The 22,703-nt window shown below is 31.3% G+C and carries 17 protein-coding genes and 1 tRNA gene; 9 read left to right on the forward strand and 9 right to left on the reverse strand.

The window, feature by feature from the left end; translation table 11 throughout:
- Window position 1 precedes the first annotated feature (1 nt).
- Window positions 2–1,180, reverse strand: a complete 1,179-nt coding sequence (locus ABDX67_RS11000) for a glycoside hydrolase family 27 protein (RefSeq protein WP_347175082.1) — start codon at window positions 1,178–1,180, stop codon at window positions 2–4.
- 3 nt (window positions 1,181–1,183) lie between these two features.
- Window positions 1,184–4,309 (reverse strand): beta-galactosidase, LacZ type, encoded by a 3,126-nt coding sequence (gene lacZ, locus ABDX67_RS11005; protein ID WP_347175083.1) that lies wholly within the window; start codon window positions 4,307–4,309, stop codon window positions 1,184–1,186.
- Between the two features lie 542 nt (window positions 4,310–4,851).
- On the opposite strand from lacZ, the gene ABDX67_RS11010 reads away from it, so the two are divergent.
- The gene (locus tag ABDX67_RS11010) at window positions 4,852–5,172 is read left to right on the forward strand and encodes an Hpt domain-containing protein (protein ID WP_347175084.1); all 321 of its coding nucleotides are present in this window, start codon (window positions 4,852–4,854) and stop codon (window positions 5,170–5,172) included.
- A gap of 9 nt (window positions 5,173–5,181) precedes the next feature.
- Entirely contained in the window at window positions 5,182–5,892 is a 711-nt protein-coding gene (locus ABDX67_RS11015) for a LytR/AlgR family response regulator transcription factor (protein ID WP_347175085.1), read from the forward strand.
- Between the two features lie 46 nt (window positions 5,893–5,938).
- Here the strand turns inward: ABDX67_RS11015 and ABDX67_RS11020 are convergent, their stop codons facing one another.
- Genes ABDX67_RS11020 through lhpI form a run of 3 tightly spaced genes read right to left on the reverse strand, consistent with a single transcriptional unit; the run spans window position 5,939 to window position 9,954 of the window.
- Window positions 5,939–7,918 (reverse strand): MGH1-like glycoside hydrolase domain-containing protein, encoded by a 1,980-nt coding sequence (locus tag ABDX67_RS11020; protein ID WP_430438131.1) that lies wholly within the window; start codon window positions 7,916–7,918, stop codon window positions 5,939–5,941.
- Between the two features lie 16 nt (window positions 7,919–7,934).
- The gene (locus ABDX67_RS11025) at window positions 7,935–9,002 is read right to left on the reverse strand and encodes a proline racemase family protein (protein WP_347175087.1); all 1,068 of its coding nucleotides are present in this window, start codon (window positions 9,000–9,002) and stop codon (window positions 7,935–7,937) included.
- Complete coding sequence (gene lhpI, locus ABDX67_RS11030; protein WP_347175088.1) at window positions 8,995–9,954, reverse strand: bifunctional Delta(1)-pyrroline-2-carboxylate/Delta(1)-piperideine-2-carboxylate reductase; 960 nt, start codon at window positions 9,952–9,954, stop codon at window positions 8,995–8,997. The genes ABDX67_RS11025 and lhpI overlap by 8 nt, the downstream gene beginning before the upstream one ends.
- Before the next feature lie 121 nt (window positions 9,955–10,075).
- Here lhpI and ABDX67_RS11035 point away from each other — a divergent pair, with 121 nt between their 5' ends.
- The 3 genes from ABDX67_RS11035 (at window position 10,076) to ABDX67_RS11045 (ending at window position 13,954) form a co-directional block, all read left to right on the forward strand.
- On the forward strand, window positions 10,076–11,407 hold the full coding sequence (locus ABDX67_RS11035) for a S28 family serine protease (RefSeq protein WP_347175089.1): 1,332 nt from the start codon (window positions 10,076–10,078) through the stop codon (window positions 11,405–11,407).
- Window positions 11,408–11,458: 51 nt separating this feature from the next.
- A complete protein-coding gene (gene ade / locus ABDX67_RS11040) occupies window positions 11,459–13,081 on the forward strand; it encodes an adenine deaminase (protein WP_347175090.1) in 1,623 nt (540 codons plus the stop codon).
- A 282-nt stretch (window positions 13,082–13,363) separates the two neighbouring features.
- Window positions 13,364–13,954 carry a PhnA domain-containing protein gene (locus tag ABDX67_RS11045; protein WP_347175091.1) on the forward strand — a complete coding sequence of 197 codons (591 nt, stop codon included), beginning with the start codon at window positions 13,364–13,366 and terminating at the stop codon, window positions 13,952–13,954.
- Window positions 13,955–14,204: 250 nt separating this feature from the next.
- Here ABDX67_RS11045 and ABDX67_RS11050 read toward each other — a convergent pair whose 3' ends face one another.
- Both ABDX67_RS11050 and ABDX67_RS11055 read right to left on the reverse strand, forming a co-directional pair.
- Window positions 14,205–16,409, reverse strand: coding sequence for a M56 family metallopeptidase (locus ABDX67_RS11050; protein WP_347175092.1), 2,205 nt, complete (start codon window positions 16,407–16,409; stop codon window positions 14,205–14,207).
- A 1-nt stretch (window position 16,410) separates the two neighbouring features.
- Window positions 16,411–16,779, reverse strand: a complete 369-nt coding sequence (locus ABDX67_RS11055; protein ID WP_301399624.1) for a BlaI/MecI/CopY family transcriptional regulator — start codon at window positions 16,777–16,779, stop codon at window positions 16,411–16,413.
- Between the two features lie 123 nt (window positions 16,780–16,902).
- On the opposite strand from ABDX67_RS11055, the gene ABDX67_RS11060 reads away from it, so the two are divergent.
- A complete protein-coding gene (locus ABDX67_RS11060; RefSeq protein ID WP_347175093.1) occupies window positions 16,903–17,529 on the forward strand; it encodes a peptidylprolyl isomerase in 627 nt (208 codons plus the stop codon).
- Window positions 17,530–17,720: 191 nt separating this feature from the next.
- On the opposite strand, the gene ABDX67_RS11065 is transcribed toward ABDX67_RS11060, so the two are convergent.
- Complete coding sequence (locus tag ABDX67_RS11065; protein WP_347175094.1) at window positions 17,721–19,907, reverse strand: S9 family peptidase; 2,187 nt, start codon at window positions 19,905–19,907, stop codon at window positions 17,721–17,723.
- A gap of 56 nt (window positions 19,908–19,963) precedes the next feature.
- Complete coding sequence (locus ABDX67_RS11070) at window positions 19,964–21,370, reverse strand: dipeptidase (protein WP_347175095.1); 1,407 nt, start codon at window positions 21,368–21,370, stop codon at window positions 19,964–19,966.
- A 91-nt stretch (window positions 21,371–21,461) separates the two neighbouring features.
- Between ABDX67_RS11070 and ABDX67_RS11075 the strand changes: the two genes are divergently transcribed.
- The 3 genes from ABDX67_RS11075 to ABDX67_RS11085 all read left to right on the forward strand — a co-directional run bounded on the left by ABDX67_RS11075 (window position 21,462) and on the right by ABDX67_RS11085 (window position 22,690).
- Window positions 21,462–21,543, forward strand: a tRNA-Leu gene (locus tag ABDX67_RS11075).
- A gap of 133 nt (window positions 21,544–21,676) precedes the next feature.
- Window positions 21,677–21,919 (forward strand): GlsB/YeaQ/YmgE family stress response membrane protein, encoded by a 243-nt coding sequence (locus ABDX67_RS11080; protein WP_347175096.1) that lies wholly within the window; start codon window positions 21,677–21,679, stop codon window positions 21,917–21,919.
- A 75-nt stretch (window positions 21,920–21,994) separates the two neighbouring features.
- A complete protein-coding gene (locus ABDX67_RS11085; protein ID WP_347175097.1) occupies window positions 21,995–22,690 on the forward strand; it encodes a Bax inhibitor-1/YccA family protein in 696 nt (231 codons plus the stop codon).
- Window positions 22,691–22,703 lie beyond the last annotated feature (13 nt).

Genomic DNA, 22,703 nt, shown 5'->3' on the forward strand with positions numbered 1-22,703 from the left:
TCTAATTGATAGGAGTTAGTTTGAAAAGAATAATATCTCTACTTGGCACAGTTAAATCAATCTTGTTTTCTGTTGTTCCAACTTGTTTTTGTTGCCATACATTTGTAATCTGATACTTTCCTTTAAAGTCTTTTATTTTTAGATTATTCCACAATAATGTATAATTTTTTATTGTTGAGTCTCTATTAAATAAACATATCGCAATTTCACCATTTGATAAAGGTTTTTGCCAAATTTCAAAATTCCAATCATCATAAATTTTAAACCCTTGCTTACCAAGTTTATCTTGATTGATATCAATTACATTTTTATTGGTAAGAATGTTTTTAGTTTCATCAGACATGTTTCTTAAATCGTTTCCTGTCATAAGTGGTGCAGCTAATATAGACCACATTGTAAATTGTGCTCTACTTTCATTTTCTGGCATTTTAATTCCTACTGTTAACATATCTGGATCGTTCCAATGTCCAGGTCCAGCATATTTTTCTAAACCAACTTGTTTGTCAATAATATCTGCCCAACCAATTTGATTTCCCCAACGATTTCCACTAAAATGACCATGAAAACTAATGTCATACGTTGTTCTCCACATATGTCCAACATCTTTTCCCCATTTCCATGGTTCAGTTGTTCCCCATTCACAAATGCTAAATAAAATAGGTCTTTTGTGTTTGTAAAGTGCATCTCTCATTAATGAATACGATTGTTTGGTATCTTGTCCTTCTGTATTACACCAATCGTATTTAAGAAAATCTACGCCCCATTCTGCATATTTTTCTGCATCTTTTAATTCAAAACCTTTACTTCCAGGTCTACCTGCACAAGTATGCGTTCCTGCATCAGAATAAATGCCAAATTTTAATCCTTTTGAATGTACATAATCCACCAAGGCTTTTATTCCTGAAGGAAATTTTTCTTTGTCAATAATGATATAGCCATTCTTATCACGACCAATTTGCCAACAATCATCAATTACAAGATATTCATAACCAGCAGCTTTCATTCCTTTGGAAACCATGGCATCTGCTATTTCTTTAATCACCGTTTCATTAATGCCGTCACATTTAAAAGTATTCCAACTATTCCAACCCATTGGCGGAGTCATTGCTAAATTTTTAAATTTTTGCGCTTGAGAAATTGTTGCTGTAAAAAGGAAAATAAAAAGGAATATTTGTTTCATATGTTATTTTTTAATTGGGATAATCCAATACGAATAATTGTAAGATTTATAAGGTAATCTGTATTGTTCTAAAGGTAAATAACCCCAACTATTAATGCTTCCTAATCCTGAACTAAATCCGTCTATATTTAAATATACTTCTTTACGTGGTGTGATTTCTCCTGCGTGTTTTTGTGTTTTTTTAATTCCAGAATCTAAATCTTCCGTGCTAAAATGTAACGCGGAAACATTTAGTGGTTTTTCTCCAATAATATAAATTCCGATACCATTTTTTTGTTGGATTTTCGCCCAACGAACACCCATTTTATTTCCTGTTAATTGTGGTCTTATGTATGGGAAATATTGCTCATCAATTGTTTGTTTAAATAATCCAATTTTAGCAGCATGTTGTCGGTCTAAATACGATTCAAACGGCCCTTTTCCGTACCATTCTATAGTTTTATAAGTTTCTGGTAATATCAATTCGTTTCCGAATTTGTAAATATTGCTATGTTCACCTTTTATTGCCTTAAAATCATTGGTGATTTTTATAGTGCCATTTCCATCAATTGTATACGTTTGAATATACTCTGCATCACCATCAAAAAAGATTCTTTTTGTATTAATCGTAAGCGAATTGTTATTTTCTTGCTGAATTGTTGTTGCAACTTTAAATTTTGTGGCAACATCTTTCCATGCTCTAAACTTTACTTGTGTTCTTGCTCCGAAATCATTATCACTTGGTGCTCTCCAAAAGTTAACATCTGCCGCTTTTTTAATGATATTTTTTCCTCTATAATTATAAGAAGTTAACTGCCCTTTTTCTTTGTTAAAAGTGATTTTAAAATTACGTCCGTTAACAATAACTTCTTTATCATTATCTGTAAAGCTTATTTTTCTGGTTGCTTTTTTAGTTTTTTGAACTTCTTTTGTTGTGAGTTGAAATTGCTCGTAAGCAACTTCAAAACCTTTTGATAATAAAGGTTCGTTAGTTTTTAAAGTAGCATTGATGTTTAAAAAGTATTCAGTATTTTCTTTCAATTTTGTTTTAAAAGGAATTGTAAATGCTTTGGTTTCTTGTGGTAAAACAGCAACGTTTTTTAAATTTCCTTTTTCTACAACTTTTCCATCTGCAATTATGTTCCAAGAAAATGTGTAGTTCGATACATCTCTATAAAAATACCAATTTTTAATATTGATGATTCCTTTTGATAAATCATTTTCGTAAAATTTAATATTCTGCTGAATGTGTTTCACTTCATAAATATGCGGATTTGGTTTTCTATCGGGTTGCACCAAACCATTGTTCAGAAAATTGTTATCACTCGGAACATCTTTCGGACCAAAATCGCCACCATAGGCATAAATTTCTTTTCCGTTTTTAATCGTTTTTAAACCTTGATCTACAAAATCCCAAATAAATCCGCCTTGAAGCTTGTCGTATTTTTCATATAAATCCCAATATTCTTTAAATCCGCCCATACTATTTCCCATTGCGTGAGCGTATTCACACTGAATTAGCGAAATATTTTTGGTGTTATCTTTCGCATATTTTTCAACATTTGCTGGTGTAAGATACATCGGTACATACAAATCAGTATTCCATTGCAATCCTGCACGTTCATATTGCACAGGTCTTGTATTGTCCATTTCTTTGGCTAACAAATAGGTTTTGTAAAAATTATATCCGTTTCCGGCTTCATTTCCTAAAGACCAAATAAGAATTGATGGATGGTTTTTATCACGAGCAATCATGCGTTGCGTTCTGCTTAAATGCGCATTCAACCACTTCGGATTATTTCCTAAAGTACGTTCTAAATTATAACCCATTCCGTGCGATTCTATATTGGCTTCATCAATCACATAAATTCCGTATTCATCACAGAGTTCATACCAATAGGGATCATTCGGATAATGGCTTGTTCTAACGGCGTTGATATTGTATTCTTTAAAAATTTTAATATCGCGCAACATGCTTTCTTTAGAAATTACATGACCCGTTATAGGATCGGTTTCATGTCTGTTTACACCTTTAAATAAAATAGGTTTTCCGTTTAACACATAACGACCATTTTTAACTTCAGAAGTTCTAAAACCAATTTTTCTAACAATTGCTTCTTTTACTATTTCGGAATTGTTTTTATGAGTGATGTGTAGCTCATATAAATTCGGAGTTTCTGCTGTCCAAGGTAAAACTTGGCTTATTTTGGTTGAGAAATCAAGAGTTTTGCTTTCCTTCGGATTGATGTTGATGTTTTTTTCTGATTGATAAACAGTTTTCCCATCTTTTACAATTTTCACAGAAATACTACTTTTTTCAGCTGATTTTTGCACATTTTTTAACGAAATAGCCAGATGAAAATCACCATCAGTATAGTTATTTATCAATCCAGCTTTTACTGTAAAATCATCAACAAAAACTTTTGGTTTTGCGTATAAATACACATCTCTTTCAATACCAGAAAATCGCCAAAAATCTTGATCTTCTAAATAACTTCCATCACTCCAACGATACACTTCTAAAGCAATGGTGTTGGTTCCTTTTTTAACAAATTTGGTAAGATTGAATTCAGCAGGAAGTTTAGAACCTTGGCTATACCCAACTTTTTCGCCATTTACCCAAATGTAAAAAGCCGATTTTACTGCGCCAAAATGAACAACAATTTCTTTATCGCTAAAACTTGCAGGCAAATTAAAAGTCCGTTTGTACGAACCAACAGGATTATAACCATCCGGAATATCTGGCGGATTCGGGTTTCTTGGAGCAAAAGGATAAATTACGTTTGTATAAATTGGCACGCCATAACCTTCAACTTCCCAATTAGATGGAACTTTTAGGTCTTTCCAGCTTTCAGTAGAATAGTCATTTTTGTAAAAGTCTTTCGGACGTAATTCAGGGTCTCTTACCCAATTAAATTTCCAAATTCCATTTAGTGAAAGATGATTTTCAGATTTTGAAATGTCATTTTGTTTGGCTAATGACTCATTTTCATATGCAAAAAAACTTGCTCTTGCTGGTAGTTTATTAATTTCAAAAACTGCTGGATTTTCAATAATTGGATCTAAAGTTTGGGCTGTTGTTATGTTTATGATAAAAAATAAGCTAAGCGTTAGTTTTATACTTTTTTTAAATAAGTTTTTATGAATCATTTTTATTTTTTTTCTAATAACATTATTATATGTGCAACGCTCTAACTAAAATTTCTTCTATAAATGGATGATGATTTTATCTTATAGATTTTTTCCAAGCGACTATTTTGTGTCTTTAAAATTTAATAGAGCTATTGTCATTATCTTAAAAATATCCAAATAGTTTAAAACATTAAAATTTAAACTGAATTATGAATAGAAAATACTCCAAAGAAATTTTTATTAGTTTGATAAATATAATAAAAATCTTGCTTCAGATTAATCCATAAAAATAAAATTATAATATGTTACTTTTATTGAAAGTATAAATATATTTATAAGTAAATCTTACCTTTTATTAATACTTTTTTTCGATTCGTGGAGCAGAAGCAATGTTTTATTTTTAAGAATGGATGAAAATAAATAATCTACAGAAATTGGTTTATCCATCGTTAAAATAATTGTAGATTTATATAAAGGAGAGATTTGGCTTAAAAATGCTCTAGATAAAGGAAAAATATTTTATTTTACACTTTGAAAGTAATCTTTAAAAAAGGAAGCTTGTGAACGAAAAACCAAACCTAGATTATGTACATGAAATTGCCAATGGTGATATTGCTTTTCAAATTCTACTTATAAAAACGATTAAAGAAGAGACCCAATTAGAAGTTGCTGAGTATAAAAAATTTTTAGAAATCAAAGAATTTATAAAAGCATCTGAAATAGTACATAAACTTGTGCATAAAATTAGTATTTTAGGGCTTGAAAAAAGTTGTGTTCTAGCAAAAAAGCACGAAGAAGCTCTGAAAGAGAAAAATGCTGCTATGCAAACAGAATTTCAAACCATTATTCAAAAAATGTCAGATTTTTTAAACGATAAGTAATCCCCAAAAATGAATTGTATTTTAATAGATGACGAAGGCACTGCAAGAATGATTTTAAATCAATTGTGTTTAAATGTAGAAGATTTAAATGTAGTTGAAGAATTTTCGAATGCTATAGAAGCCATAAAATATTTGAATAAAAACGACATAGATTTAATATTTTTAGATATTAATATGCCAGGTTTTACGGGTTTTGATTTTATACAAACTTTAAAAAACCCACCAAATATTATCATTACTACTTCAGAAAAAGATTTCGCAATGGAAGCTTTTGAATATAATTGTATTGTTGATTTTTTAGTAAAACCAATTGCTACACCAAGATTCTTAAAAGCAGTTTCAAAAGCAAGATCTTCTACTTATCCAATACATAATTCAACAACAAGTAGCTCTAAATCAGAAGTTTTAGCAAAAGATTTATATGTGAATATTGATAGTAGATTAATTAAAATTGATTTATCATCAATTAATGTGATCCAAGCAAAAGGAGATTATATTTTAATAAAAACGGATGATAAAAATTACTCAGTACATTCAACTTTAAAAAAAATAGAAGAAAAATTGCCTGATACATTATTTTTAAAAGTACATCGATCTTATGTGATTAATATTAAAAAAATTATAGACATTGAAGACAATAGCGTCCTTATAAAACGAGAAGTAATTCCTGTTAGTAGGTCTAAAAAACCAGAACTTATGAAAAGACTTAACTTATTATAGTTAAGTTTTTTTGCCCTTTAGTTGATAGTAGTTTTTTAATTAGAACTTATTCCTTTTGTAATAACATCATTATATGTGCAGCGCTCCAACTAAAATTTTGTGCATTTAAACCTTCTCCAGTTAACGGATGATAGTTTTCTCTAATAGATTTTCCTTTTCCTAAAACTCCTTCAGCGCCTTTTAAAATCTGAATTGTAGCTTTATCTGCGTCTTCGTTGAAACCGTAATTTCGTAAACTTTTCACACCAAAATACGCTTGGTCTAGCCAGTTTGGTCCTCGCCAATATCCTTTTAAAGGATTAAATTTTTCATGATCTGCACTCATGGTTTGAAATGGAACTTTGGTATAGAACTTTTTATGGTTCATCATTTTTTGCTTTACTGCTTCTGCTTGTTCTTGTGTTGCAGCATTTGCCCAAAGTGCTGTCCAACCTTCACTTCCTTCTCCTTTGATAAATGTTTTTCCGTCTAAAGTTGTGTCGTAAAACCAACCGTCATTTGTATCATAAAATTGTGATTGAATTTTAGTTTTTAAAACGGCTGCTTCGTTTGTGAATTTTTGAGCGTCTTCACTTTCTTGTAAAACAGTCGCTAATTGTGCTAAATATATTTTTTCTGCAAAAAGATATGCATTTAAATCTACAGATTCTTGATCAATTGAATACGCGCCTTCACCGTTTTTTACAATTTTAGAATTGTCAAAACGAATGGCATTGTCCATGCCGCTTTCCCATTTTGCCGCAATTAAACTTCCATCTGTTGATCCATATTCACACAATCCATCTTGGTCGTGATCTCTTTTTTTATACCACCATTCGTGATATAATTTTAGTTTGGGATATATTTCTTTTACAAATTCTAAATCCTTGTCTTTTTCGTAAATTTTTGCAACTGCCCAAACTGAAAGTGGAGGTTTTGTGTCTCTATAATTGTGTTTTTCAATAGTTGTGTCTCTAAAAACACAATCTACAATAAAGCCATCTTCAAGTTGAAATTCAAACATCAATTTCATTTGTTTTTTTGCTAGTTCAGTGTTGTAATAGGATAATCCTACCGCATGTTTCCAAGAATCCCAAGACCAAAATCCGTTGAACCATTTGTAATGATAACTCGGAAATAAACCTTCATGTTTTATTTCTCCGGCTGGAATTCGCCAATTATTTTGCAAAGTCAAATGTGCTTTTGCCAATACGTCGGCATAGATTTCTTCTGAGAATTGTGGTTTTCTATTTTCAATTAACGATTTTAGTTGGGTGTTTTTTTCTGCTTTCCGCGCATTTAAAACTGTTTTAAAAGTGGTGTTTTGAATTGAATTTAATTCATCATTCCAAGAATATTCTTTGAAAATAAAAGTTTGAGAAATGGTGAAATTTTTTACTTCATTTGGTTTTAATTCGATGCTCATTTTATCAGAAATATAAGTGCTATCAGTAGATTTTATATTGATATTTTTTGGAAAAATAATATGTCCAACAGCATTTGTTTTTGAAGAATTAATAATAAGCTGATTGTTACTTGCCAAAAATTGCAATCCATCAGCTAATATTTTTTCGTTTTTAAAATGATATTGTAGTTGTTGATTTGATTTACTTATATTCTTTATGGTCGATTTTATGATTGCTGTATGTCCAGAAGCAAAGACCAATTCTTGTTTCAATTCTAATTTATCAGAAGTAAAAGTTTGTTCTAAATGGCTATTAAAGCTTGATGTTGTGTGTGAAGTCCATGAATTATTTTCAATCACTAAATTGGTTAAAGAAGCGCTACTCCAAATTCCATTTTGCTGCGTCATTAAAAATGGACCAGTAAAACCTGAAATTTTACTTTCTGGATTCGGGAAACTATAGGCAAACCAAGCACCTTGATCTGAAAACATCAATCCAGATTTGTCAAATTTATCAGTTGGAGTTATTTGATAATTTAAAGCTTTTTCACTAAATTTTAAATAGCTCTTTGGCTCTTCTTTTATACAGTTAAAAAAGAGAAGGATCGTAAAAAGATAAATTAGTTTTTTCAATGTATTCATTTTAATATGTATCATATTATCTCAAAATAAATCCGTTTTTCATCGGATCTTTTGGGTCAATTACAAATGTGTGCATTCCTGTGATATGAGCTGTTCCTTCAACTTGCGGAATTACAGCTGTAAACGGGCCATAATTTTCTTCAGAAACTATTGAGCCTTTAAAAACAGAATTTGTAATACTTTCAATGGTCATGGTTTCTCCAAAATCAATTTCTTTTCTTGCTTTGTGAATTGCCATTCTTCCAGAAACTCCAGAACCAGTAGGACAACGATCAACTTCGCCTTCAGCAAAAATGCACACATTTCTACTGTCGTTTCCAGAAACTTGTTTGTTGTTGTCTATAAAAATGGTTCCGTATAAAAAACTTAAATCGTTTTCAAAAGGATGTAAAATTTCTTTATCAGCTTTCATCACAGCATTTTTAATTTTCATTCCGTTTGCAATTAAAGCACGATAAGAAGCTGTGCTTAAATCGAAATTAAAATTATTTTTTGCCATATCAACATAGGCATAAAATGCGCCGCCATAAGCCAAATCATAGGTAATATTTCCTAATTCTTCAACTTCTACAGTTCTGTCTAATGCAACAACAAAACTAGGAACACAATGAAAACGAACTCCTATTACTTGACTATTTTTTACTGTTGTAAAAGATGTAATTCGGCCACACGGCGCATCAATTTTAAGAATATTTTCTCCTTCTTTTACATCAATCCAATTCATTTCAATGGCTAACGTAGAAATTGCAATAATTGCATGTCCGCACATGGTTGAATACCCTTCATTATGTAAAAAGATGATTCCGAAATCTCCATCTTCATCGTTTGGCGGAACCAAAATACAACCATACATATCTGCATGTCCACGAGGTTCAAATAACAAAGCAGTTCTTAAATCATCATAATTTTCTTTACAAAAACGTCTGTATTCTAAAACAGAATTTCCTTTTAATTCCGGAAATCCATCAACAATAACACGCAACGGTTCGCCGCCAGTGTGCATGTCAATAGTTTTGATTTGCAACCAATTTTTGTGAGGTGTAAAATCTGTTTTTAAAAGTATGTTTTGATAAGTTTTACTCATTTGTAAATTTCTTGTAATAATAATTTGCAGCCGCCAAATCTTCTAAAGCATGACCAACAGATTTAAAAAGCGTGATTTCTACATTAGAACTTCTTCCTTTTTTTTGATTTGAACACAATTGAAACAAATCAGCCTTGATGTCTTTTTCTGATAAAGTTCCGTTTTGTAACGGAATTACAATATCGCCACTTTCTTTTAATCCACCTTGAAAAGTATCGATAAAAACAGCAGATTTTGTGATTGCTTCGTTATCAGCTTCTCGCATGTCTTTTTTATAGGCGCCCACTAAATCGACATGTTGACCCGCTTTTAAATAGCTGCCTAAAACTAACGGATTTTTTGATAATGTTGCAGAAGAAATAATATCAACTTCACTTATTTTATCTTCAATTGATTTTATGGGAGTAATCGAAAAATTTTCATTTTCTAATGCTTTGCAAATCGCAGTTGCTTTGTCGAAATTTCGTCCCCAAACAAACACTTTTTTTATAGGACGAACTGCGGCGTGTGCAAGAATTAAATTTTTAGATAAAGCGCCAGTTCCAATCATTAATAATGAACTAGAGTTTTCTCTCGATAAGTAAGAAGATGCCAATGCAGAAGCTGCTGCGGTTCTTTTTGCTGTTAAGCTTTTTGCTTCTAAAATTGCTTTTATAGAGCCTTTTATGGCATCAAAATAAATATAAGTTCCTTGTATTGATGGTAAACTAAACTGTCCATTTTCTGGACTTACCGTTACAATTTTTACACCTGCATTTTTACTTGGGTTCCAAGCTGGCATCAGCAATAAAGTAGAATCAGAATTGACTTCCGGATTCGGAAAATCGTGATGATGACGCATCGGAACAATCACTTCATCGTTAGAAAAATTGATTTTAATTTCAGAAATTAACTCCAAAAAAGCGGTGTTTTTTTCTATGAATTCATTACTTATTTGCTTGATTTTATCCATAGGTTAAAAATAAGGAAATCCGAAGATATTATAGCATACTAACTTACTTTATCATAACATAAGCAAACACTTGGTTAAAATAATATCAGTTATATTGAAGTACTTCTTCTAATTTTAAAAAATGAAATCTATAAAAATGAAGGGATTAAAAAAAGTATTGTTTTTTCTATTTGTAAGTGTTGTGTTTGTTTCTTGTTCAGAGCATAAATCAGCATTAGAAAACGTAACTTTTAAAGAGCATTTACAAGAATTATTCCCAACAGCAACAATTGATTCGATTAACATAAATGATCATTTTTCAAATGCATTTGAATTGACAATTCAACAACCGCTAGATCATAAAAATCCTGATGCAGGAAGTTTTGAGCATCATATTTATGTTTCTCATTCAGATTATAACAAACCAACTGTTTTAATCACTGAAGGATATAATGCTAGACATCAAACGTATGAATTGAGTAAGATGTTTAAAGCAAATCAAGTAATGGTTGAGTACCGTTTTTACGGAAAATCTAGACCAAAAGTAATCGATTGGCAATATTTAAAAAACGATGCAGCAGCAGACGATTATCATGCAATTGTAACCAAATTAAAAAAAATTTATAAAAAGAAATGGCTGTCAACTGGAATTAGCAAAGGAGGAGAGACAGTGATGATTTACAAATCGAAATATCCAAATGATATCAATGTTGCTGTGCCTTATGTTGCACCTTTGATAAATACGCAACAAGATAATCGAACAACCGATTTAATAAATTCAGTAGGAACAAAAGAGTGTAGAGAAAGTATTCAAAAATTTCAAAGAGCTGTTTTAAAAAACAGAACTGCGGTTTTGGCTGAATTAAAAGCTGATTCTGAAAAAAATAAGATCTCTTTTACTAAAATGACAATTGATGAAGCGCTGGAACATGCTGTTTTAGAATTTCCTTTTTCATTTTGGCAATGGGGAAGTAATTGTGGTGATATTCCGAATGAGAATGCAACGGCAAAAGAATTATTCAAGTATTTAAAACAGGTTTCAGGTTTTTATTTATTTAGTGATGCAGGAATTTATAATTACTTGCCGTCATTTTATCAGCACATGACAGAATTAGGTTATTATGGTTACGATTTAGAGCCCGTTAAAGACTTATTACAACATGTAAAAACGTCTTCTTTAGTTGTTTTTGGGCCCGAAAATGTTGATTTAACTTATAATGCCAATTATATAAAAAAAGTAAGAAATTTTGTTGAAAATAAAGGAAATAAATTCTTATATATTTATGGAGGAAATGATCCTTGGGGAGCTTGTGCTCCAAATCCTAAACCAGCAGTTGATGCTTTAAAAATGGTGTTAAAAGGAGGACATCATGGAACAAGAATTAAAGATTTCTCTAAAGAAGATCAACAAAAAATGTATACTAAATTACAAAGTTGGTTAGGAGAAGATGTAAAAATTTATCCGTTACAATAACCTGATTTTAGCTGATTTTCTTTGTAAATTTGTCATAGAAACACAAACCAAATGATTGTACAAGGAAATATAGTTGACATCCAAAATAAACGGATTTTTAAAGGTGAAGTAACCGTAGAAAACGGAAAAATTGCTTCCATTAAAGAAACGAATCATTCTATAGAAAACTACATTCTTCCTGGTTTTGTAGATGCACATATTCACATAGAAAGCTCAATGTTGGTTCCGTCTGAATTTGCAAAAATTGCAGTTGTTCACGGAACCGTTGCAACGGTTTCTGATCCACACGAAATAGCAAATGTATTAGGTGTAAAAGGCGTTGAATTTATGATTGAAAACGGAAAGAAAGTTCCGTTGAAATTCAATTTTGGTGCGCCAAGTTGTGTGCCTGCAACTTCATTTGAAAGTGCCGGAGCAATTATTGATTCTGAAGATATTAAATTGATGATGGAAAATCCTGATATTAAATATTTGGCAGAAATGATGAATTATCCAGGCGTTTTGTTTGATGATGATGAAGTGTTAGCGAAAATTCAACATGCAAAAAACAATAATAAACCTATTGATGGACATGCACCAGGTTTACGTGGAGATGATGTTACGAAATATATTTCTGCAGGAATTTCTACAGATCACGAATGTTTTACGTTTGATGAAGCGCAAGAGAAATTGCAAAAAGGAATGAAAGTAATTATCAGAGAAGGTTCTGCAGCCAAAAACTTTGAAGCGTTGATAGATTTATTACCAGAGCATTTTGAAAACATGCTATTTTGTTCTGATGATAAACATCCAGATGATTTGTTAGTTGGTCATATCAATCAATTATGTGAACTTGCAATTGCAAAAGGAATGGATGTTTTTAAAGTATTGCAAGTGGCTTGTGTAAATCCGGTGAAACATTATAAGTTAGATGTTGGTTTGTTGCAAAATGGAGATGATGCAGATTTTATTGTTGTTGAAAATTTAGAGAAATTTAAAGTGTTGGAAACGTATATCAATGGGGTATTGGTTGCTGAAAACGGAAAATCATTTGTGAAATCAGTTGATTTTGAAGTGTTGAATAATTTTAATACAGATTTTAAAAATGTGTCTGATTTTGAGTTTCAATCATCCGCAAAAAAGATTCGTGTTATTGAAGCCTTGGATGGCGAATTGGTAACCAACGAAATTGAAGCAAATTCTTTAATTGTTGATGGGAATTTAGTTTCTAATACAGAAACTGACGTTTTAAAAATGACGGTTGTAAATCGATATCAAAATACAGCACCTTCTATTGCGTTTATCAAAAATTTCGGAATTAAAGAAGGTGCCATTGCAAGTTCGGTTGGACACGATTCTCACAATATTATTGCGGTTGGAGTTTCGGACGAAGCAATTTGCAAAGCGGTGAATTTAATCATCAAAAATAAAGGTGGAATTTGTGCTGTAACTTCAAAAGAAGAAAAAGTTGTTCCGTTGCCAGTTGCAGGAATTATGTCTGATAAATCAGCAGAAGAAATCGGAAAATCGTATGCAGAATTAGATAAAATGGCAAAGCAAAAGGGAAGTACATTACGAGCACCTTATATGAGTTTGTCTTTTATGGCGTTGTTGGTGATTCCAGCTTTAAAATTAAGCGATAAAGGTTTGTTTAATGGAGATTCATTTGAGTTTACTTCGTTGGGGGTTTTATAATTGCAGAGCTTCAAAGTTTCAAAGTGGTTTGTTGTTTTTACTTTCTGGAGAAATCTAAAAACTGAATTTCACTACATTTCGTAAAAAATAACAGTTAGTAAATAAAAGCAAAAAGTAAGTAAACAGGTTTAGCCCTGATTGAAGCGGCATCCTTTTTTACTGTCAGTTCGAGTGCCACGCTTTTTTGCGTGGTGTATCGAGAACAGAAGTAAAAAAGATATAGCGGAAAGCAGGAAATAGCTTCTAAAAAAATGTATTTTTACAACATAATAAAATAGAGAAATGAGCTTACAACAAGATTTAGAAAACAGAAGTGGAAATCAATGTGAATTATGCGCATCAAAAGAGAATTTATCAATTTATGAAGTAAAACCAACATCAACTGGTGGTGTTGACGGAAGTTTGTTGGCTTGTGAAACTTGTGTTGATCAAATTGAGAATCCAGAAAATACAGATGCAAATCATTGGCGTTGTTTAAACGATTCTATGTGGAGCGAACACAGAGCTGTGAAAATTATTGCTTGGAGACTATTGTCGCGTTTAAGAAAAGAAGGTTGGCCACAAGATTTACTTGATATGATGTATTTAGAAGATGACGATTTGCGTTTTGCAAAAGAATCTGGAGATCATTTAGATGAAAGCGAAAAAATAATTCATAGAGATGCAAACGGAGCAATTTTAGAAGCCGGAGATTCTGTGGTGTTGATAAAAGATTTAAAAGTAAAAGGTTCTAGCATGGTTGCTAAACAAGGAACTGCAGTGCGTAGAATTTCTTTGGATAAAGAAAATGCGAAATATATTGAAGGTAAAGTTGGACCAACTCAGATTGTAATTATTACAGATTACGTAAAGAAAATGTCTGAGAAAGAGTAGAGCTAGCTTTTGTCAGTTCGAGTGAATTTATGAGGAACGAAAAAATTAGTATCGAGAACTCATTGAAAACTTCTCGATACAATTTTCTCCTAAAGTTGAAAACCACTCGAAGTGACATTCGTATACAATTAGAACGATACTTTTAGAAAAATGTTACAAAAAAAAGCCGCTCATTTTACTGAATTTGTTTCAGTATTTGAGCGACTCAATTTAATTCATTTTAATAGAATAAGCTTTTTCGGAATTTTGATTACTCTATTTTTTCGTTTACAAAAGGTGTGTCAGAAAGATTGACTTCGAATGTTTTGTCTTTATTCTCAACAGAATATAAATTATGAATGTTTTCCTCTTTAACCAGTTTTGTTGCTTTTTTAAATGTTATTGGTTTGCCGTTATAAGTAAATTTTGCACCTCTTTTATTAAGGTTTTTCATATAACTTATTATAGTTTTAATTCTTGTAGCCTTTTCTACCTTTATAGGATTCTGCGTTTTCTGTTTCCAATAAGTAAACGCTTTATTATAACGCTCAGTTTCTTTTTTTGTAGCGTTCTTTTTTAATAACGGTGGAGGTGGAATTGCTTTTCCATCAATTTTACCTGGAGCACTTTGTAGTAATTCTACAACTTCTACCCACTGATTTGAACTTGCATAATTCTCATTAATTACTGGAGTTTCCGCTATTTCATTTTCTTTCGTTTTTGGCGGAGGCGGCGGAAGAACTCGAGAAGGTTTTGTCACTTGCTTTTTTTGAGAAGCAGTCATTTTGTTATACAATTCATTTAAATAAATCACATTTGCTTTTCTATTTTTAGAAGTAGATTGAATTCTTTTTGCCAATTTTTTATAGGTGAAAACAATATCCATTGGCGGTGGTGGAGGCAATAATTTGTTATTGATACTTATTTTATAAAGACCATATTTTCTTAACGCATTTTTTACTTTGTTAAGATGAATTGTGCTTTTATCACTTTCTCCTTTTATAATAACTAAGGCTTCGTCTTTTACTATTTTGTCTAAAGTTTTTTCTAGATTATCAAGAGCAATTGTTTGATTCTGAACAATTAAATTTCCATCATCTTTAATAAGAATAGTTACAGTTTTTTTATTTTCTTGAGCTTCTTTTTCTTTCATTTTTTTGAAAAATAAATGCGTGTAAAGACTGAATTGATATTCTTGTGGAAAACGTTCGTTTCTTGCATTTTTGTAAACTCTACTTCCAAGAAAATAAGGAAAATCAGTATTCTTATAATTGTTTAAAACTGAATTATCAACCACTTTTCCATCAATCCATAAAGCAAATTTCTCTTTGTTTTTCCAAGAATTAAATTGTGCTTCTGTAGGTGTTTTTTTCTTGTGCGAAATTGGAGGCATCGGCGGAGCAATTTCATAAACATCTTCAACAGAATTTTGTTGTTTTACAGACATTCTTTTGTACAACTCTTTCATTCTATTAAGTTGCTTGTAGATGAATATTTTTGACCTTTTTGCAGTCGTCATTAATTCTTTATATTCGTTCATTTCTTTTTCTGAAATGCCATTTTCCTCTGTTTCTACCACAACTACTTGTGGTTTTTCATTTTTAGTTTGTTTTGCTTCAACTCGTTGAGCAAAGGCGAAAACAAATCCTGCAACTAATGGAAAAACCATCAATTTTTTAAGCAGGATTTTTGTTTTAGAACTCGGTGTTGTCATCATAAGTAATCGTTTTTTTGTGAGTGAATAATTTAAATTACTGGCCAAGTAAATATTGTTTTGCTGAGCAGTTGTATTTAATAATACATATTGATATTCAGCAATGTTTTTATGTGATTTTAGTACAGCATCATCCGCTAAAAATTCGTGATTTAACTGGATTGCTTTTTTGTAATATCTAAAGATTGGATTGAACCAAAATAGGATTTGTAAAACTTCTATAAAAAGTACATCTAAAGAATGTTTTTGTTGCACATGCGTTAACTCGTGCGTTAAAATTTGCTGTTCAACGGCATTCGTTTTATACTTCTTTTTATTGATAAATATATAATGTAGAAATGTATATGGAATAATTTTTTCTCTAAGCAACACAACTGTTGCAGAATAATAACTGACTTTTTTATTTCTCTTTGTTTGTTCTAAAAGTTGATATATTTTTTTTGTCAGGAGAAATAATAAAACCAAACTGATGATGCAATACAATCCGATAATATAATTGGTATAATCAACTTCTTGAGTAATTTGAGTTGTTGTTAATTCTGATTGAAATTGTAACACATTTTCTTGTTGATGTAGTATTGGTTCAACAAATTCTGCAGGTGCAACTGTAATTATAAAACTAGGAACGATGAATGAAAATACAATAGCACCTAATAAATAAAAACGATTGAATCGATGCATTTTTTCTTTCTCTAAAACAAAATGATAGAATGCTAAAAGCAATACTAAACAGATTGTTGATTTTATGATATAGGCGATCATCTTACTTTTTTTTATCGATTTGTTTGTCAATAATTTTCTTCAATTCTTCTAAATCCTCTTTTGATAAATTCGTTTCAGAAGTAAAAAACGATGCAAATTGCGGAGCAGAATCATTAAAAAAGTTTTTAATTAATCCGTTTACGTGCTTCGAAAAATAATCCGCTTTTTTTACCAACGGAAAATATTCTCTCGATTTTCCGTAGAGTTTGTAATCAATAAAACCTTTGTCGTTCATGCGCTTTAACAAAGTAGCAACAGTTGTAGTTGCAGGTTTTGGCGTAGGAAAATCATCTAATAAATCTTTCATGAAAGCTTTATTGCGTTTCCATAAGTATTGCATTAGTTGTTCTTCAGATTTTGATAATTGCATTGTTCTACGTTTTTAGAATTAACTCTACAAATGTAGAAATAAAATTTGATTCTACAAGTGTAGAGTCAAAATTTTTTTTCTACATTTGTTGATGTCAAAAAACGAACCACTAATTTTTTTTAAATGAAAAGAGTTTTAATACTTGTAAGCATCATATTGTTAGCATCTTGTGCGCCAAAAAAATTCAATCAAAAATGGTTAAAGGCTGAAGCGCCAAATACGTTTAAAGCACGTTTTGTAACAACAAAAGGAAATTTTGATATTGTTGCCAGAAGAGCTTGGTCTCCAAAAGGTGTTGATAGATTGTATCAATTAATTAAAAATGGTTATTTCGATGATATTGCAATATATAGAGTAGTTCCTGATTTTGTAGCTCAATTTGGTATTCATAATGATAGTACTATCAATAATAGTTGGAGAAACAATAAGATTGATGATGAACCAGTTTTGGCAAAAAATGAAGCCATGTCGATTGCATTTGCGCGAGGAGGTAAAAGAACAAGATCCAATCAGTTTTACATCAATTTAAAAGACAATTATAGATTGGACAATTATAAAGGGCCAGGCGTTACAGGATTTCCTGTAATTGCAAAAGTGATTGAAGGCAAAGAAAATGTACTGAAATTTTATAGCGGATATGGAGGTGCTTTAGGAAGAAAACAAGATTCTATTGCAAAGTTTGGTAATGCTTTTTTAAGAGAAAAATATCCAAAAGTAGATTATATCATCAAAGCGTATTTTATAAAATAAGTTATTGCCTGTTCGAGCGGAGTCGAAAGGTTTATAACAAAAGAAGTTCTTGTATCTCGACTCCGCTCGATATGACACTCGAACATACATATTTATGTTCTTTATTTTCAATTAAAAATATTAGCAACCAAAAAACCGCTTAGATACTGAACTTGTTTCAATATCTAAGCGGTTTTTACAAAGTGTTTTATTTATTTAAAATTTGCTAAATCAAATTCTTTTGGTGGAACTTCATCACGTAAATGTGTAATAAAATAATCCCATCTTTTTCTTGTCATATAATTTGTCATGTCTCCATAACCATGTCTTTTATTCGGAAATAAAATCATGTCAAAATCTTTGTTTGCTTTGATCAATGCTTCAACAACTAACATGGTGTTAGAAGGTGGAACATTATTATCGATAGAACCATGTGTAATTAATAATTTTCCTTTTAAATTTCCTGCAATTAATTGATTTGCTTGGTTGTCATAATTTGTAGTTCCGTCTCCGTTTCCTTCCATATTTCCTTCCACTAATAAACCTTGCCATTTTTCTCCCCAATCTGCTTCGTAGTTTCTGTTATCGTGATTTCCAGCGCCAGAAACAGCAACATCATAAAATTCTGGATATGCAAAAACGGCTCTTGTAGACGCAAATCCACCACCAGAATGTCCCCAAATTCCAACACGTTCAATGTCCATTCCTTTGTATTGTTCTGCTAATTGTTTAATTGCTGCAATATTATCTGGAATTCCATTATCGCCCATATTTCCATAATAGAAATCATGAAAAGATTTTGATCTTCCTGGCGTTCCTTGTGCGTCAACAGCAACCACAACAAAACCTAATTCGGCCGCAGCTTGAAAATCTCTCCAAACAGGTCTAAATCCGTAATTACCAACAGAACCAGATTGTGGACCTGGATAAATATAATTTAATACTGGATATTTTTCACTTTCATTATAATTTGTAGGAAGAAATAAAACGCCGTATAAATCAGTTTCATTGTCTCTCGCCTTTACGTTAAATTCAATCGGAGCGATATATCCTTCAGCTTCTAATTCAGAAATATCTGCCGCTTCCAATTCTGCAATTTCTTCCCCATTTCTATTTCTTAATACAGAAACTGGCGGAGTATCTGTTGTAGAATATGTATCTACAAAATAATCCATATTTGGAGAAAAACTAACTGAATGTGTTCCGTAATCTGGAGTTAAATTTGTCAATCCTTTTCCGTCAAAACCTACTTTGTATAAATAATCATGATATGGATTTCCTTCTTCTTTTCCGCCTCCAGTAAAGAAAATTTCTCTAGAGTTTTCGTCAAGATATTTAATTTGTTTTACCAACCAGTTACCAGTTGTAATTTGATTTTTTAGTTTTTTTGTATTTAAATCATATAAATAGATATGTCCCCAATCTGTTTTTTCAGAATACCAAATAAATTCATTAGAATCAAATAAAACTCTCCAATTTTCTGCTCGTACACCAGATTCGTAATAGGTGTCTACAACTTCTTTGTGAATTGAACTTACTTTACCAGTTCTTGCATCTGCAATTTGTAAATGTGCTTCTTTATGATCTCTTGATCCAGAAACAAAGGCAAACTTAGAACCATCTTTACTCCATTGAGCATCCAATAAAACACCACCACGACCAGCAATATGATCTGTAGTTGTTCCTCTTTGAAAGTCTTTACCCATTTTTAAACGCACCGTTTTTGGTCTTGCTCCTAAGTGAATAATTACACGTTCTATCGTGAAAATAGTTTTATCTCCAGGTAATGGATGTTTCCAAGCTTCTAATTTTTGATGACCAACATTTGTTGTTGTTAAATACATCATGCCAACGCCACGAGCATCTTGTTGAAACGTTGCAATTTTGTCAGAGTTTGGCGACCATTTTAACACCGCATTATCTCCTCTTGTCCAACCTGCGTTATTGGTTGCGTAACCATAATCTTCTTTTCCGTCAAAAGTTAATTGTGTCTTTTTATTGTTTGATAAATCTCTGATCCATAAATTGTAATTATCAATATAAGCAGCTAATTTTCCATTCGGAGAAACATGTTCGTTTCTGGTTGCTTTTGCATATTTCGATTCAGTTTTTGGAGTTTTATAATCAGTTAAAGTTGCTTTCTCTTTTGTGTTGGCATTTACAGAAACATATTCAGTTCCGTTTTTAGTTCTTTTAGAATAAACAAGTACATCATTACTTGTCCAATTCTGAGAAGTAATTTGATTGTGAACCAATCCAGACCAACTACGTTGCATAAATTTAGCAGCATTTTTATAATCATCTGCAGTTCGTTGTTTCTTTTCGGTAGAAGTAGTACAAGCCGTTAAAAGCAAAATGGATAAAGAAACCATACTTGCTTTTTGAAGTAAATTTTTCATTGGTTGAGTATTTAATTAGTTTGTATAAAAATATTTTAATTATCTGTTGATTTGAGTTAAGAAACAGTTAATTGTTTGGTTTTCAATTCGGTAAAATATTTATAAAATAATGGTATTGTTTCAATTCCTTTAAGATAATTGAAAATTCCAAAATGTTCGTTTGGCGAATGAATTGCATCAGAATCTAAACCGAATCCCATTAAAATTATTTTACTTTTTAATTCTTTTTCAAACAAAGCAACAATCGGAATGCTTCCTCCACTTCTTTGTGGAATCGGCGTTTTACCAAAAGTAGTTTCATAGGCTTTACTCGCCGCTTGATATCCAATATTATCAATCGGAGTTACATAACCTTGTCCACCATGATGAGGTTTTACTACAACTTTAACTCCTGCAGGAGCAATACTTTCAAAATGATTTTTAAACAATTCTGTAATTTCTTTCCAATCTTGATTTGGTACTAAACGCATCGATATTTTTGCAAACGCTTTTGAAGCAATTACTGTTTTTGCGCCTTCACCAATATATCCGCCCCAAATTCCGTTAACGTCCAACGTTGGTCTAATAGAATTTCTTTCGTTGGTAGAATATCCGTTTTCGCCGTAAACAGCATCAATATCTAATGCTTTTTTATAATTGTCTAAAGAGAATGGTGCTTTTGCCATTTCTGCTCTTTCTTCAAGTGATAATTCTTCTACATTATCATAAAAACCAGGAATTGTAATGTGGTTATTTTCATCATGTAAAGAAGCAATCATTTTTGTCAATACATTAATAGGGTTTGCAACAGCACCGCCATACAAGCCAGAATGTAAATCTCTATTTGGTCCAGTTACTTCAACTTCTACATAACTTAAGCCACGTAAACCGGTTGTGATAGACGGAATGTCATTGGCAATCATTCCGGTATCAGAAATTAAAATAACATCATTTGCTAATTTTTCTTGATTTCTTTCGACAAACCAAGACAAACTTTCAGAACCAACTTCTTCTTCGCCTTCAATCATAAATTTTACATTACAAGGTAAATTTCCTGTTGATGTCATGTACTCTAACGCTTTTACATGCATAAACATTTGTCCTTTATCATCACAAGCTCCACGAGCAAAAATGGCACCTTCAGGATGAATTTCAGTTGTTTTTATTACTGGTTCAAAAGGTGGAGAATCCCATAATTCTATTGGATCTGCTGGCTGAACATCATAATGACCATACACTAAAACGGTTGGTAAATTAACGTCAATAATTTTTTCTCCGTATACAATTGGATATCCTGGAGTTTTACAAATTTCTACGTGGTCACAACCTGCTTTTTCTAAAAATGTCTTTATAACTTCTGATGTATTTAAAACATCTTGTTTAAATGCAGGATCTGCACTAACAGAAGGAATTTTAAGGATTTTTATTAATTCGTTTATAAAACGATCTTTGTTTGAATTGATATAATTTTTAATGTTTTGCATGATAGTTTTTTGATGAATATCAAAAATACTAAAATTCCTAAAGAACTTCTTTGCAATTTCTAAGTAATGTTTATATTTGCACTCCTTAAATGCAGGCGTGGTGGAATTGGTAGACACGCTAGACTTAGGATCTAGTGCCGCAAGGTGTGAGAGTTCGAGTCTCTCCGCCTGTACTAAGTAAAAGCTCTTCGATTTTCGAAGAGCTTTTTATTTTATAATATCTCTGTTAATAACTCAGTTTTAAGTTAAGTAATTGATAATAAATAATTTACTAAATTTAAGAATTACTAACAAATAATTTATATTATGACTTTATTGTACACAGTTTTAATTGGAGCATTGATAGGATTTCTTGCAGGTAAATTAATGAAAGGCGGTGGATTCGGCTTTTTATTGAATGTAATTTTAGGGATTATTGGTGGAGCAGTAGGCGGATGGATCTTTGGAATTCTGGGAATTACTATTGCAAATGGTATTGTTGGCGATTTAATTACCGGTGTAATTGGAGCATCAGTAGTGCTATTTATAGCAGGTTTATTTAAAAAATAAATTATCAAAGAATTAACGAAAAGAGCTATTTTATGATAGCTCTTTTTTTTATTTTTACACAAAAGAAATTAGATCATGGAAATAAGAAATTATACAAACGAACAAATACAAACCATTCAAGCTGCTTTTATGTCAAAAGTGTATTCTTGGATGTCTGGTGGACTAGCAATTACAGGTTTGATAGCAATGTGGGTTGCATCAATTTCAGGAATAGGACAAATGATTCAAGAGAATAGAATGTTATTCTTTGGTTTATTTATTGGAGAAATATTTTTAGTAGGATATTTAATTTCAAGGATTAATAAAATATCTGCGCAAACTGCAGGGATTATTTTCACAGGGTATGCAGCACTAAACGGTTTGACATTATCCGTCGTATTTTTAATGTATACACCAGAATCAATTGGAAGTACATTTTTAGTTACTGCTGGTACGTTTGCTATCATGAGTATGTATGGTTATTACACCAAAAAGGATTTAACATCTTGGGGTAATTTATTATTTATGGCATTAATCGGAATTATTATTGCTTCTGTTGTTAACTTTTTCATGCAAAGTACAATGATGTATTGGCTGATAACTTATGCTGGTGTTTTTATATTTGTTGGATTAACAGCATACGATACTCAAAAAATTAAAAGAATGAGTGGTACTTCTGAAGTTGGTTCTGAAGAAGAATCTAAAAATGCCATTGTTGGAGCATTAATGTTGTATTTAGACTTTATCAACTTGTTTTTATTACTACTAAGAATATTGGGTGATAGAAAATAAATCGCTTAACTTT

The organism is Polaribacter uvawellassae (assembly GCF_039748955.1).
Taxonomy (GTDB): Bacteria; Bacteroidota; Bacteroidia; order Flavobacteriales; family Flavobacteriaceae; genus Polaribacter; species Polaribacter uvawellassae.